The 12,894-nt window shown below is 49.9% G+C and carries 14 protein-coding genes; 4 read left to right on the top strand and 10 right to left on the bottom strand.

Features of this window, described 5'->3' with window-relative positions:
• Window positions 1–125: 125 nt before the first annotated feature.
• Window positions 126–1,484: a prephenate-dependent tRNA uridine(34) hydroxylase TrhP gene (gene trhP / locus MPL1_RS06515; RefSeq protein ID WP_009726330.1), complete on the top strand. Its 1,359-nt coding sequence runs from the start codon at window positions 126–128 to the stop codon at window positions 1,482–1,484.
• On the opposite strand, the gene tadA is transcribed toward trhP, so the two are convergent.
• Together tadA and waaA are read right to left on the bottom strand one after the other, a co-directional pair.
• Window positions 1,468–1,917: a tRNA adenosine(34) deaminase TadA gene (gene tadA, locus MPL1_RS06520; protein WP_040576942.1), complete on the bottom strand. Its 450-nt coding sequence runs from the start codon at window positions 1,915–1,917 to the stop codon at window positions 1,468–1,470. The genes trhP and tadA overlap by 17 nt on opposite strands.
• Complete coding sequence (waaA, locus tag MPL1_RS06525) at window positions 1,914–3,182, bottom strand: lipid IV(A) 3-deoxy-D-manno-octulosonic acid transferase (RefSeq protein WP_009726332.1); 1,269 nt, start codon at window positions 3,180–3,182, stop codon at window positions 1,914–1,916. Before waaA ends, tadA begins: the two co-directional genes overlap by 4 nt.
• 82 nt (window positions 3,183–3,264) lie before the next feature.
• On the opposite strand from waaA, the gene MPL1_RS14275 reads away from it, so the two are divergent.
• Both MPL1_RS14275 and MPL1_RS14280 read left to right on the top strand, forming a co-directional pair.
• A complete protein-coding gene (locus MPL1_RS14275; RefSeq protein WP_268743754.1) occupies window positions 3,265–3,834 on the top strand; it encodes an LpxL/LpxP family acyltransferase in 570 nt (189 codons plus the stop codon).
• A gap of 46 nt (window positions 3,835–3,880) precedes the next feature.
• On the top strand, window positions 3,881–4,177 hold the full coding sequence (locus MPL1_RS14280; protein WP_268743755.1) for a lysophospholipid acyltransferase family protein: 297 nt from the start codon (window positions 3,881–3,883) through the stop codon (window positions 4,175–4,177).
• 7 nt (window positions 4,178–4,184) lie between these two features.
• Here MPL1_RS14280 and MPL1_RS06535 read toward each other — a convergent pair whose 3' ends face one another.
• The 4 genes from MPL1_RS06535 to MPL1_RS06550 form a co-directional block, all read right to left on the bottom strand.
• The gene (locus MPL1_RS06535) at window positions 4,185–4,670 is read right to left on the bottom strand and encodes an acyloxyacyl hydrolase (RefSeq protein ID WP_009726333.1); all 486 of its coding nucleotides are present in this window, start codon (window positions 4,668–4,670) and stop codon (window positions 4,185–4,187) included.
• A 129-nt stretch (window positions 4,671–4,799) separates the two neighbouring features.
• On the bottom strand, window positions 4,800–5,189 hold the full coding sequence (rpsI, locus tag MPL1_RS06540; RefSeq protein ID WP_009726334.1) for a 30S ribosomal protein S9: 390 nt from the start codon (window positions 5,187–5,189) through the stop codon (window positions 4,800–4,802).
• Between the two features lie 12 nt (window positions 5,190–5,201).
• A complete protein-coding gene (rplM, locus tag MPL1_RS06545) occupies window positions 5,202–5,630 on the bottom strand; it encodes a 50S ribosomal protein L13 (protein WP_009726335.1) in 429 nt (142 codons plus the stop codon).
• A gap of 87 nt (window positions 5,631–5,717) precedes the next feature.
• A complete protein-coding gene (locus tag MPL1_RS06550) occupies window positions 5,718–6,515 on the bottom strand; it encodes an undecaprenyl-diphosphate phosphatase (RefSeq protein ID WP_009726336.1) in 798 nt (265 codons plus the stop codon).
• Between the two features lie 131 nt (window positions 6,516–6,646).
• Between MPL1_RS06550 and MPL1_RS06555 the strand changes: the two genes are divergently transcribed.
• Window positions 6,647–10,504: a DUF3683 domain-containing protein gene (locus MPL1_RS06555; RefSeq protein ID WP_009726337.1), complete on the top strand. Its 3,858-nt coding sequence runs from the start codon at window positions 6,647–6,649 to the stop codon at window positions 10,502–10,504.
• A gap of 136 nt (window positions 10,505–10,640) precedes the next feature.
• Here the strand turns inward: MPL1_RS06555 and MPL1_RS06560 are convergent, their stop codons facing one another.
• From MPL1_RS06560 to efpL, 4 genes are read right to left on the bottom strand one after another with little or no spacing between them, the layout of a single operon-like run.
• Window positions 10,641–10,985 (bottom strand): HopJ type III effector protein, encoded by a 345-nt coding sequence (locus MPL1_RS06560; RefSeq protein ID WP_040576943.1) that lies wholly within the window; start codon window positions 10,983–10,985, stop codon window positions 10,641–10,643.
• 17 nt (window positions 10,986–11,002) lie between these two features.
• Entirely contained in the window at window positions 11,003–11,668 is a 666-nt protein-coding gene (locus MPL1_RS06565) for a nitroreductase (RefSeq protein WP_009726339.1), read from the bottom strand.
• Complete coding sequence (locus MPL1_RS06570; RefSeq protein WP_009726340.1) at window positions 11,668–12,048, bottom strand: YbaN family protein; 381 nt, start codon at window positions 12,046–12,048, stop codon at window positions 11,668–11,670. Before MPL1_RS06570 ends, MPL1_RS06565 begins: the two co-directional genes overlap by 1 nt.
• A 15-nt stretch (window positions 12,049–12,063) precedes the next feature.
• The gene (gene efpL / locus MPL1_RS06575; RefSeq protein WP_009726341.1) at window positions 12,064–12,630 is read right to left on the bottom strand and encodes an elongation factor P-like protein EfpL; all 567 of its coding nucleotides are present in this window, start codon (window positions 12,628–12,630) and stop codon (window positions 12,064–12,066) included.
• Between the last annotated feature and the right edge of the window lie 264 nt (window positions 12,631–12,894).

The raw sequence follows: 12,894 nt of genomic DNA on the forward strand, positions 1-12,894 counted from the left end.
GGCTTGCTCGGTGGAGTTGATAAAGCAGCGGGCTTCCATCCGATGCCAGGATTAATCTTATTGTTTTTGTGGGATTATCTGTCAATTGAATTATAATTCACGCTTTTTTTGTAGGGACAAATAAGATGAAAGCACCCGAGCTTTTGTTACCTGCCGGAAGTCTACAACACATGCGTTATGCGTTTGCTTTTGGCGCAGATGCTGTCTATGCGGGGCAGCCACGCTACAGCTTGCGGGTGCGCAACAATGATTTTCATAAACTGGCGATAATGGAGCAGGGTATTCGCGAGGCGCATGCCGCGGGCAAGCAGTTTTTTGTGGCCAGTAACCTGATGCCCCACAATGCCAAAATAAAAACCTATATGGCTGATATGGAACACGTCATTGCCATGCAGCCAGATGCATTGATTATGGCTGATCCCGGTTTGATCATGATGGTGCGTGAGCGCTGGCCAGAGATGCCGATTCATTTATCGGTTCAGGCGAATACGGTGAATTATCAGGCCGTCAGGTTCTGGCAGAGTCTTGGCTTGACTCGGGTGATATTGTCTCGAGAGTTGTCATTGGATGAAATCGAAGAAATTCGCCAGCAATGCCCGGATATCGAGCTGGAGGTGTTTGTCCATGGGGCGCTGTGCATTGCCTATTCGGGCCGGTGTCTGCTGTCCGGTTACTTCAATCATCGTGATCCTAATCAGGGGACATGTACCAATGCCTGCCGATGGGATTACAAAACCCACGCCAGCGATCAGCAGGATGACGCGCCACAGAAAATTGATTTTGATGCCCTGTCAGCCATGCAGTCACAAAGTTTTTCTGACTGCGGTCAGCAACAGCGTCATCCATTAGCAGACAAGATATATCTTATCGAAGAAGCCAACCGTCCCGGCGAACTGATGCCGATTTTCGAGGATGAGCATGGCACCTACATCATGAACTCCAAGGATCTTCGCGCAGTTCAGCATATCGAGCGTTTGACCCGAATGGGTGTTGATTGCTTGAAAATAGAAGGTCGCACCAAGTCAATTTACTATGTGGCCAGAACAGCACAAATTTATCGAAAGGCAATTGATGATGCACTGGCTGGACGCAGTTTTGACCCAACGCTGATCAGTCAGTTGGATAACCTGGCTAATCGAGGCTACACCGATGGTTTCTACCAGCGGCATCCCACTCAGGAACAGCAGAACTATCTGCATGGTTATTCCAGTCAGTTACGTCAGCAGTTTGTGGGTGAGGTAGTGGCCTATGATGCCGATAACCAGCGTCTTGAAATTGATGTGCGCAATCAATTCTCGGTCGGTGATTCCCTGGAGATGATTTGTCCGGAGGGTAATATCAGTTTTTCTGCTACTCAATTGTTTGATCAGCAAGGACAAGCCATTGAGCGCGCCGCGGGCAGTGGCCATCGTGTGAGTTTGCCTTGGCAACAACCATGGCAGGGGCCAGGTTTGCTGGCAAAATCGCTTAACGCCGGGACTTGAAAAACTGTTTCAGTAACAAGCTGCATTCTTCAGCCAGAATCCCACCTTCCACCTTGACTCGATGGTTCAGATTGGCAAGCTGGAAGGCGTCAATATTGCTGCCTGCAGCACCTGTTTTGGGTTCATCAGCGCCATAGACCAGTGTTTGCAAGCGGGCATGAATCAGTGCGCCGGCACACATCAGACACGGCTCAAGCGTGACATACATGGTTGCACCGGGAATGCGGTAATTATTGACCTTGGTGCAAGCCATGCGCAGTGCCTGTATTTCAGCATGGGCAGTGGCGTCTGCACTTTTTATCGGACGGTTCCAGCCTTCTCCGATAATAGTGTCATCCAGCACTATTACCGCACCTACCGGGACTTCACCCTCAGATTCCGCCTGACGGGCCAGGCGCAGTGCCTGCTGCATCCAATACGCGTGATCGGTCATGCTTGTTTGATATGGCGTTTTATCAGATTGAGCAGGCGCATACTTGCACCCTGATTACGCTGAATCTGGCCAATGGCAGTCTGACCCATACTGGCACGTTGTTCTGCATTGGAAAGCAGCGTAATCATTGTTTGAGCAATTTCGTGACTGTCGCGTACCAACATCGCAGCACCACTATCCAGGAATTGCTTAGTGATTTCGTTGAAATTGAAAAAGTGCGGCCCGGTCAATACCGGGCGGCCTAGTGCTGCGGGTTCAAGCAGATTATGACCACCGTGTGGAATCAGGCTTCCCCCTATCAGGGCAACATCACAGGTTGCATAAAATGTCGGCAGTTCACCCATGGTATCGATGACTAACACTTCAATATCACGGCCACAGGGTTTACCTTCGCTGCGGCGCAAGGTCTTAAAACCTGCTTTACGACTCAAGGCAGCCGCGCGATCGAACCTTTCCGGATGGCGAGGAACCAGTAACAATAATAGATCTGGAAATTCAGCACGCACCTTGCGGCTGGCGTTCAGCACCAACTCTTCCTCGCCTTCATGTGTGCTGGCAGCGATCCATACCGGACGATTACCCCACATGCTGCGAATCGCTTCTGCCTGTTCTGTCGCACTGGCTGGCAAGCTGATTTCAAACTTCAGATTACCTGTCGCATGCACATCCGCATACTCAGCGCCCAGCGCCCGAAATCTTTGTTGATCTTCCTGGGTTTGTGCAGCAATAAAGCAAAACTGCTTGAGCATTTGTGCGGTGAGTTTGCTGAATCGCTGATAGCCCTTGGCTGAACGTGCTGACAAACGCGCATTGGCTAGCACCAGTGGAATGTGATGTTGGTGACATTGATCGACAAGGTTTGGCCATAATTCGGTTTCCATGATGATGCCAAACTCAGGGTGTTTGGCTTTTAGAAAACGTCGAATGGCAAAGGGAAGGTCATAAGGCAGATAGCAATGATCGACTTCACCGGTGTAGAGTTTTTTGACGCGCTCACTTCCGGTGGGTGTCATGGTGGTGATCAAAATGCGGTGCTCAGGATAACTTGCCCGAAGGCCACTGATCAGTGGTCTAGTTGCCTCCACTTCACCAACAGACACGGCATGTACCCAGATGATGGGTTGCGATGCAGGCATGGCCGCCACTTTTCCGAATCGCTCCGGCCAGCGATGAAAATAGGCGGGTGCTTTAATGCCACGCCATAGCAGGCGCAGCAGGATCAGGGGCAATGCCAGGTGAAACAGCAGGGTATAAATGGCTTTCAAGTCAGCCTCGCATGGCTTTTATCAGGCGTAAAACGAGCAAGAATGATAGCATAGCCTCAGTGTGTAATTCTGATAGTCATTGATGAAAATCTTCCAGTCGGCATTTTTGCATCCGCGTTTCTGGCTAAGCTGGTTGGGGCTTGGACTGATGCGTTTATCCGTGTTTTTACCGGCAAGCTTACAGCTACGCATTGGTCGTTGGCTCGGGGCATTATTGCGTCCCTTTATGCGATCACGTGAACGCATAGCAGCACGTAATCTCGAGCTGTGTTTTCCTGAAATGACTGAGGCTGATCGAGCAGAGCTGCTTAAGGAAAACATGCTGACCATGGGCACCATGCCAATCGAAACGGCAATGAGCTGGTGGGGCAGTGATCGTCAGCTACAAAATAGAGTGGTTTACGAGGGGCTGGAACATATTGAGTCTGCACTGTCCCGGGGTAAAGGCATCATCTTGCTGACTGGGCACTTCACCAGCATGGAGATGGGCGGCAGGTTGATTATGCGAAAATTTCCGGCCTATGTGATGTTTCGCGAGTTAAAAAACCCCTTGTTTAATCAAGTGATGCTCAAGTTCAGAACGCTGCACAGCGAAGGCACAATTTTGCAGGAAGAGCCTAGAGCCATGTTACGCGCCCTGAAAAAAAAATAAAATTGTCTGGTATGCCCCCGATCAGGATTACGGCAGACGTTTCAGTATTCAGGCAAAATTTTTCGGGATATCGGCTGCCACTGTTCCGGCAACTGCGCGCATGGCTCGCATGAGTGGCGCCGCCGTGGTGCCTTTTGTGCCAATTCGGGACAATCAAGGTCACTACACAATTAAGGTGTTTCCTGCGCTTGAACAATTTCCTTCCGATGATGAACTCGCTGATACCCAGCGCATCAATGACTGGGTTGAAGATCAGGTTCGCCAGCGTCCAGACCAGTATTTCTGGGTGCATCGGCGCTTCAAGACCCAGCCAGACGGCAAGGGTAATTTCTACCGCGGATAATATTCGCTCATTTTTTAGGACTGAAACTGTAAGTCAGGTACACGGACTCTGCACCAGGGTTTCTTCGATGCAGGTTCGCGTTGGATAAGTGATAAATACCGAGTCCAATACGAGAGTGGGATTCTAACTGGTAGGCAAGTTCAAGGCCTGTTCGGAAATGCAAACCGCCACCGAGATCCTTACCAGCGCCTTTTTCATAACCGACGATGGAAAAGTTTGGCGTCAGCAGCCAGTTTTTGCTCAGGGAAAAGTCATAACGCATACCGGCATGTGCCCAATAAGCGCCATCATCATTGAAACTAAAGCCTATGGCGGGGATTAAGCCAAGTATGTTGGGTTGTGCTGAGAAGCGATATTCAAAGCCGACTTCTGCTGAGGTGTTGCTTCGAAAAGCATCAAACACACCTGCATTGACTGCCCATTGAGCTTGCTCGGCAGATACTGATAAAGGCAGGGATATTAAAGCAGTCAGATACAGTGAGCGTAGTTGCATGTTGATGGCCTAGTCTGTGTTGAATTTGTGCTTATTTAACAAATTTTTACAGAAATGGATATAAGACCACATAAAAAAAGGGCCATCTGTGTAGATGGCCCTTTTTTGAAGGTATTGCAGATAAATCGATTAACGCTTGGAGAACTGTGGACGTTTACGGGCTTTGTGCAGACCGATTTTCTTACGTTCAACAGCACGTGCGTCACGGGTGATGAACCCGGCTTTGCGCAGTTCTGCTTTCAGTGCGTCATCGTATTCAACCAGTGCACGGCTGATGCCATGACGGATTGCGCCGGCCTGACCGTTGTTGCCACCACCGCGAACAGTGATTTTCAGGTCAACCTTGTCGAGCATTTCTACCAGTTCCAGTGGTTGACGAACGACCATGCGTGAAGTTTCACGACCGAAGTAGTCTTCCAGTGAACGAGTGTTGATAGAGATGTTGCCACTGCCTGGTTTCATGAAAACTCGTGCGGTTGAGCTTTTGCGGCGGCCTGTTGCGTAGTAAATATCTGCCATGACTATATCCGATTAGATTTCGAGCACTTTAGGTTGTTGAGCAGTGTGCGGATGTTCAGCGCCTGCATAGACTTTCAGCTTGCTGAACATTGCACGACCCAGTGGGTTTTTAGGCAGCATGCCTTTAACCGCAGTCTGGATAACACGCTCAGGTGCTTTGTCGATTTGTTTTTCCAGGGTGATGGATTTGATTCCACCAATGTGACCTGTGTGGTGGTAATAAACTTTGTCTTTCATTTTGTTGCCGGTCACGCGCAGTTTTTCAGCGTTGATGACAACAATGTAATCGCCAGTATCGACGTGTGGTGTGTAGATGGCTTTGTGTTTGCCACGCAGACGACGGGCGATCTCGGTTGCCATGCGGCCCAGAGTTTTGCCGTCGGCATCAATCACGAACCAGTCACGACGAACTTCGGCTGGTTTTGCACTTATGGTTTTCATTCCGCAGGTTGCTCCAGAAAAATTACGCAGGCGGTCTAAATAAAGAGGGAGAATATTACGGGGTCAGGCCTTGACTGTCAACAGCGATCAAACAATCACCAACAACAAGACAACGCCCAAGACCATTCGGTAGACGACAAACGGCCACATACCAATACTTTGAAGCAATCTCAGGAACACGGCAATACATGCGTAAGCACTGATTCCGGCAATCAATGCGCCCCAAAACATGTGATTCCAGTTCACCGAGACACTGGCTCGAACCAATTCAAAAGTTTCCAGGCCACCCGCCAGGAAAATAACTGGTATTGATAGCAGGAAAGAAAATCTGGCAGCCGCCTGACGGGTCAGGCCCAGCATTAAGCCAGCCGTGATGGTAATACCGCTTCTTGAAGTGCCCGGGATTAAGGCAATCGCTTGTGCAACGCCAATAAAGAGGATGTCTTTCCAATTCAATTGATGTTCGTCTCGGACACGTTTGCCGCGCCAGTCCGCCCAGCCAAGCAAGGCGCCAAACAGCAGTGTGGTAATAGCAATGACCAGCGGGTCACGCAGATGTTCAGCAATGGCACTGTTAAAGGTCAGTCCGGCCAAACCTACAGGGATGGTGCCAAACAATACAGCCCAGGCAAGTCGGCTGTCGCCGACCGTTTTCTTCTGCTGAACAGACAGTATCCAGTCTTGAGTGATGGTCACCAAGGTCTTGCGGAAATAAATGATAACGGCGACCAGCGTGCCTACGTGTACGGCGACATCAAAGGCAAGGCCCTGATCTTCCCAGTTGGCAATGATTGGCATCAGGATCAGATGAGCTGAACTGGAGATGGGTAAGAACTCGGTCAGGCCCTGAAGAATTGCAAGAATAATTGTTTGTGTGATGTCCATATTTCACTTTAATGAGGCAACAGATACAAAAGCCACGTTGGTTGTGGGCCTTCTAATTAATAAGTTCATGTTAGAATTAGCCGCTTTTCAATACTTCGCTGTATTCATAGTCAGGGCTGAACTAAATCGTTATGCAAACCCGTATTCGCGAAATTCCATACAACTACACGTCATTTTCTGATCGCGAGATCGTGATCCGCTTCATGGGCGAAGCATCGTGGGACATTCTGCAACAGTTGCGTGAACAACGCAAAACCGGTCGCAGTGCCAAGATGCTGTTCGAGGTGTTGGGTGATATGTGGGTGATCTCGCGCAACCCGTTTATCCAGGATGATTTGGTCGAAAACCGCAAGCGATGGGAATCGCTTCGCCATGCGCTGTATCACCGTTTGGATCAGATTCGTCAGCGAGCGCGTGAAAACGATAACGAACTGGCACTTAAACTCGAGCAAACAGCCCGTGAGGCAGTACAGCGTTTCGAACGCGAACTGCTGAGTGTGGCTGAACGCAGACGAGTTGTCTTACGTCGTTTAAGCCGTGCAACCAAGAAACACAACATCCAGTTTGACGGTCTGGCACGTGTATCCCACGTTACTGATGCCACTGACTGGCGTGTTGAATATCCGTTGGCGGTGGTCACACCTGACACCGAAGAAGAAATGGCCCAGATTATTTCGGCGTGTATCGAACTTGGACTGACGGTCATTCCTCGCGGGGGCGGCACCGGCTACACCGGTGGTGCTATTCCGCTGACGGCTGACAGTGTGGTGGTGAATACCGAAAAGCTTGAAGGCTTGGGTGAGGTTGTTTATCGAAAACTGCATGGTCGCGATGATGAAGTCGCAACAGTTCGTGCCGAAGCCGGTGTGGTGACTCGGCGTGTATCTGATCTGGCCGGTTTGAATGGGCTTGTGTTTGCGGTGGATCCGACCTCACAGGATGCTTCGACTATCGGCGGTAATGTTGCCATGAATGCCGGTGGTAAAAAGGCCGTCATGTGGGGAACCGCGCTTGATAATCTGGTTTCATGGCGCATGGTGACGCCAGATGCTACCTGGATGGAAGTCGAGCGGCTCAATCACAATATGGGCAAAATTCACGATATCGAAACGGCTCGTTTTCGTATTCATCGCTTTGCCGGTGATGGCAAAACGCCCATCGCAGAGCCAGAAGATATTGCGATTCCTGCCAAAGAGCTGCGTAAAACCGGTTTAGGTAAGGACGTCACCAACAAATTCCTCGGTGGTCTGCCGGGTATTCAGAAAGAAGGTTGTGATGGTCTGATCACATCGGCTGTGTTCGTTTTGCACCGGATGCCACAGTTTATTCGTACCATCTGTCTCGAGTTTTTCGGCAACGATTTGAGCAAAGCCGTACCGGCCATTGTTGAAACCAAGGATTTTCTGGATGCCAACAAGAAAATCCTGCTGGCGGGCATGGAGCATCTTGACGAACGTTATGTCAAAGCGGTCGATTATTCCACCAAGGCTCCGCGTGCCATGCCACCTAAAATGGTGTTGCTGATCGATGTGGTCGGCGATGACGAAGATGCTGTAGCAGAAGCCTGTTCAGAAGTAGTCAGGCTGGCCAATGCGCGTGATGGTGAAGGCTTTATCGCCGTCAGTCCTGAGGCAAGATCACGTTTCTGGGCTGACCGGGCGAGAACAGCTGCAATTGCTCGTCACACCAATGCTTTCAAAATCAATGAAGACGTGGTGATTCCGCTGGAACGTCTGGCCGAATACAACGACGGCATCGAGCGTATCAATATCGTTCAATCGACCCGTAACAAGCTGAAAACAACCGCGGCAGTCATTGACTATCTCCAGCATGAACCCAAAGAACTGAAACAGCAGGCCAAAAAGCTGGATGACAGTGCTGAGAATGACGCTATTTTGCAATCTAAGGTGGATGCGGCAGTTCAGCATCTGCAAGTGGTCACGGCCCGCTGGCAGCAAGTGCTTGATAATCTGGATGCACCTGTTGAGCCTGTATTAGACATGTTGTCAGATGCAGCCAAGGCTAATCTGAATAGTGGCGATACCTTGTTTAATGTATTGCAACGTCGTGATCTGCGAATTTCCTATCGTGACGAAGTAGAAAAACCGCTCAAGGAACTGTTCCAGGGACAAGCGCTGGAAGTACTGCGTCATAAGCTTGATGAAATTCATGCCGAGCATCGCTCAGGTCGCTTGTTTGTGGCGACGCATATGCATGCCGGTGATGGCAACGTACACACCAATATTCCGGTCAACTCAAATGACTATGAAATGATGCATGAAGCTGAACGCATCGTTGACGAAGTCATGGCACTGGCTGAGCGGCTTGGTGGGGTGATTTCCGGTGAACATGGCATCGGCTTGACCAAGATGCAGTATCTGGACAAACCGACCATTGATGCCTTTGCCAGCTACAAGCAAAAAGTTGATCCGCATGGTCGCTTTAATGCAGGCAAGTTGATGCCCGGTTCGGGGCTCGAGCGTGCTTACACACCTTCATTGCGTTTGCTGCAACAGGAGGCCTTGATTCTGGAGGCCAGTGCGCTTGGCGATCTGAATAACGACATCAAGGACTGCCTGCGCTGCGGCAAATGTAAACCTGAATGTACCACGCATGTGCCCCGGGCTAATTTGTTGTATTCACCACGAAACAAGATTCTGGGCACCGGCTTGCTGATTGAGGCATTCCTCTACGAAGAACAGACTCGTCGCGGTATTTCAGTGCGGCATTTTGAAGAAATGAATGACGTGGCTGATCACTGCACGGTTTGCCATCGCTGCCTGAATCCATGTCCGGTCAATATTGACTTTGGTGATGTCACCATGAAGCTGCGTTCGATTCTCAAAGAGCGTGGTCAGCGACATGCCAATCTGGGCACCTGGACTTCGATGGCTTATCTCAATGCCACCGATCCCCTGACGGTCAAACTGATGCGCAAGACCATGATCGAGTGGGGCTTCAAGGCACAGCGTCTGGCACACAAGGCGGCTAAATACCTTGGGATTCTGGCCAATGGTAAAAAGAAAGCGCCACTGCCAACGACCGGCAAAACACCAATTCGGGCTCAGGTTGTGCATTTTGTCAAAAAGCCAATGCCTGGAAATTTGCCAACCCAGACCACCCGAGGCATGTTGGGGCTTGAAGACGACAAACTGATTCCTATTCTGCGTGATCCGCAAAAGGTCAATGAAGAGTCTGATGCCGTATTTTACTTCCCCGGCTGTGGTTCCGAGCGATTGTTCAGTCAGGTCGGTTTGGCGACATTGGCGATGTTATACGAGGTGGGCGCTGAAACAGTATTGCCGCCAGGTTATCTGTGCTGTGGCTACCCTCAAGCTTCCATTGGCGATGATGACAAGGCGACGGCAATTTCCACCGGCAACCGGGTGTTATTCCACCGCATGGCCAACACACTTAACTATCTTGATATCAAGACCGTTATCGTCTCTTGTGGCACCTGTATGGATCAGTTGCTCAAATATGAGTTTGAGCAAATCTTCCCTGGCTGCCGACTGCTGGATATTCACGAATATCTGATGGAAAAAGGGGTCAAGATGGAAGGTGTTGATGGCGTACAGTACATGTACCATGAGCCTTGCCACACACCGATGAAAACCTACAAATCAACCAGTGTCGCGGCGAACCTGCTGGGACAGGAAGTTGCATTGAATGATCGTTGCTGCGGTGAGGCCGGTTCATTTGCGGTGGCACGCCCAGATATTGCCTCTCAGGTGCGTTTCCGCAAGGAAGAGGAAATTACCAAAGGCATTCGTCAGCTGACGGGAGAAGATAAGGCGGTGAACGGCAACGTCAAGTTGCTGACGTCATGCCCGGCCTGTCAGCAGGGACTGTCACGCTACAGTGAAGATACTGGTATCGAAACTGACTACATCGTGGTGGAAGTCGCCAAGCATGTGTTGGGTGATAACTGGCAGCGGCAGTTCATTGACAAGGCCAAAGCTGGCGGTATCGAGCGGGTATTGCTGTAAAAAACTGCAGGGGGAATGTCTATGCATTCCCCCTTGTATTCTGGACCGACCATTCAAAGTCAGTTCACGTGGTATCGCAGTGCATATCAGTGCTGTTAAATGACCACTTAAAAAGCAGCGATGGTCATAGCTAACTTTATTTTGCCTTCAATGGATCCCCCGCAAATCTAACCCTGTCCCAGCCATAACGCATAAAGTTGCGGATATTCTGGTGGTCATCGCCGTTTGAGTTGAGCAAAACATCCTGCCGGTAATAACGACCAAAACAGGCCAGGGTGTGTGAGCCACTTAAATCGTGCAGCTCTGCAAAAGCCAGTATTTTGCAGGAACCATTGTTTTGCCCCGCTTCGTTTGTGATGTCGCCATTTTTGAAGGCAGTGGGGGTGAACTCATAATGAGCATCGATCACTGCCATGGTGTCTTCAAAGTCGATAGCCGATGGATTTTGATCCAAAGTGTCTAGAAAAGTCGCTAAATCCACAAATAAACCTCAAATAATCAGGAAAAGAAACGAGTAAAGCTGGTTACGCTGGCACGCTCGGTCCTATATTGGTTAACGGCGGCGGAGTTGTCTTCATAGCCCAGTGCCATACCGCACAACAGGATGCTGTCATCAGCATAGCCTAATAGCTGTTTGACCTGTGCCGGATATTCAGCCAATGCTGCCTGTGGGCAAGTGGCAAGCCCTTGCTCGGTAGCGGCCAGCATCAGCGATTGTAAAAACATGCCGAAGTCGAGAAAAGACCCCGTCTGCATGGACTTGTCCATAAAAAACAGCAACATCACTGGCGCATCAAAGGCACGGTAATTGGCGGCCCATTGCTGTCGTTGTGCCTGTTTGTCGGTTTTTTCAATATTCAGACTTTGATAGAGCTGCAAACCGCAAGCACGACGGCGATCAATATAAGGTGATTGCCATTGTGAGGGGTAATAGCTGTAATCAGGCTCGGCTGGCTCACCTTGTTCAAAAGCGGCCTGAATGTGTTGAGACAGCAGATGTTTGGTTTCGCCCATCACAACAGCGACTTGCCAAGGCTGAGTGTTAGCCCCTGATGGCGCATGTCTGGCCAGATCCAGCAAGTCGCTGATCTGCTGTGGGCTAATCGGTGTTGGCAGAAATGCTCGCACACTGTGCCGCTTGAGAAGTGCATCTTTTACTGACATCAATCAGGTTCCGATTCCTTGAGTCTGAAAACACAGCCTAACAGCAGCAGACAGAGGGCGACCAGCATCAGTTGCAGAGCTGGTCGTCCCCAGAGCATCAGGATAGAGATGGCAAAGCTGATGACAATCAACAACATGGCCTTGAATTTAACAGTGCGACGTATCGTGTGACTTTGTTGCCATTGATGCAGTGGTGGCCCAAACCACCGATGATTGAGCAACATCTGATGAAAGCGAGGTGAGCTCTCGGCAAAACAGGCAAGTGCCAGAATCAGAAAAGGTGTGGTTGGCAGCAGTGGCAACAGCGCACCGAGCACCGCCAATAACACACACAGCCAGCCAAAACTAATCAGCAGCCAGTGTTTAATCTGTTGCCTCACCTTGACCTCGTCAGCTTAGGCACGAGACATGTATTTGCCTGTGACGGTGTTGATTTTAATCACATCCCCGGTTTCGATATATTCGGGTACCTGTACTTCAAGGCCGGTGGCAAGTATGGCTGGCTTGGTTCGTGCGGCTGCCGTAGCACCTTTGATGCCGGGAGTGGTTTCAATGATAGTCATGCTCACGGTGGCCGGTAGCTCAATTGCCAAGAGTTGATTGTCGAGCAGAACGGCAACGATGTTATCGAGTCCGTCGGTCAGATACATGCGTTCTTCGGCGATATCTGAACTATTAATCGAAAACTGTTCGTAATCGTCAACACTCATAAAGACGTGACTCTGATCGTCGATATAAGAGAACTGCACCAGTTTTCGCTCGCAATCAACGGCCTTGAAAAAGTCATCACCCTTGAAAGATTCGTCTCTTTTCTGGCCTGTTTTCAGGTGGTTCAAACGCACTTTGTAGAGTGTACTGGCACCCCGAGAAGAGGGGTTACGAACCTGGATGTCGCGCACAACAAAGGGTGCGTCATCCATTTCGATGACCATGCCGCGTTTTAATTCACTGGCTTTTGGCATTGCTGATATCCACCGTAAAAAAACCGCCAATTATAGCTGAACAGGGGCTCAGGTAAGCTGTTGTTGCTCTCTGATTGAACCTTGGTACATAGGCACCGAGGATTTGAAAAGTTATCATTTTGTTGTGGCTTTTAGCGAGCCTTGTTCATTCACTCATGTTGTCTCACCTATTGGACTTTTTAAACTAGCGATCTTTTAATTCTGTCCCGGATGACCTATTAATGCCCTTGATGTTGCCAAAAAGAAATTTCCGCATTTCCCTGA

This window comes from Methylophaga lonarensis MPL, from assembly GCF_000349205.1.
Classification (GTDB): domain Bacteria; phylum Pseudomonadota; class Gammaproteobacteria; order Nitrosococcales; family Methylophagaceae; genus Methylophaga; species Methylophaga lonarensis.

Bases quoted from the DNA above. Each gene is read 5' to 3' on its own strand.
- MPL1_RS14275 (WP_268743754.1), top strand. From the start codon at position 3,265: ATGAAAATCTTCCAGTCGGCATTTTTGCATCCGCGTTTCTGGCTAAGC.
- tadA (WP_040576942.1), bottom strand. From the start codon at position 1,917: ATGACCGATCACGCGTATTGGATGCAGCAGGCACTGCGCCTGGCCCGT.
- MPL1_RS06550 (WP_009726336.1), bottom strand. From the start codon at position 6,515: ATGGACATCACACAAACAATTATTCTTGCAATTCTTCAGGGCCTGACC.
- MPL1_RS06565 (WP_009726339.1), bottom strand. From the start codon at position 11,668: ATGTCAGTAAAAGATGCACTTCTCAAGCGGCACAGTGTGCGAGCATTT.
- MPL1_RS06535 (WP_009726333.1), bottom strand. From the start codon at position 4,670: ATGCAACTACGCTCACTGTATCTGACTGCTTTAATATCCCTGCCTTTA.
- efpL (WP_009726341.1), bottom strand. From the start codon at position 12,630: ATGCCAAAAGCCAGTGAATTAAAACGCGGCATGGTCATCGAAATGGAT.
- MPL1_RS06555 (WP_009726337.1), top strand. From the start codon at position 6,647: ATGCAAACCCGTATTCGCGAAATTCCATACAACTACACGTCATTTTCT.
- rplM (WP_009726335.1), bottom strand. From the start codon at position 5,630: ATGAAAACCATAAGTGCAAAACCAGCCGAAGTTCGTCGTGACTGGTTC.
- trhP (WP_009726330.1), top strand. From the start codon at position 126: ATGAAAGCACCCGAGCTTTTGTTACCTGCCGGAAGTCTACAACACATG.
- rpsI (WP_009726334.1), bottom strand. From the start codon at position 5,189: ATGGCAGATATTTACTACGCAACAGGCCGCCGCAAAAGCTCAACCGCA.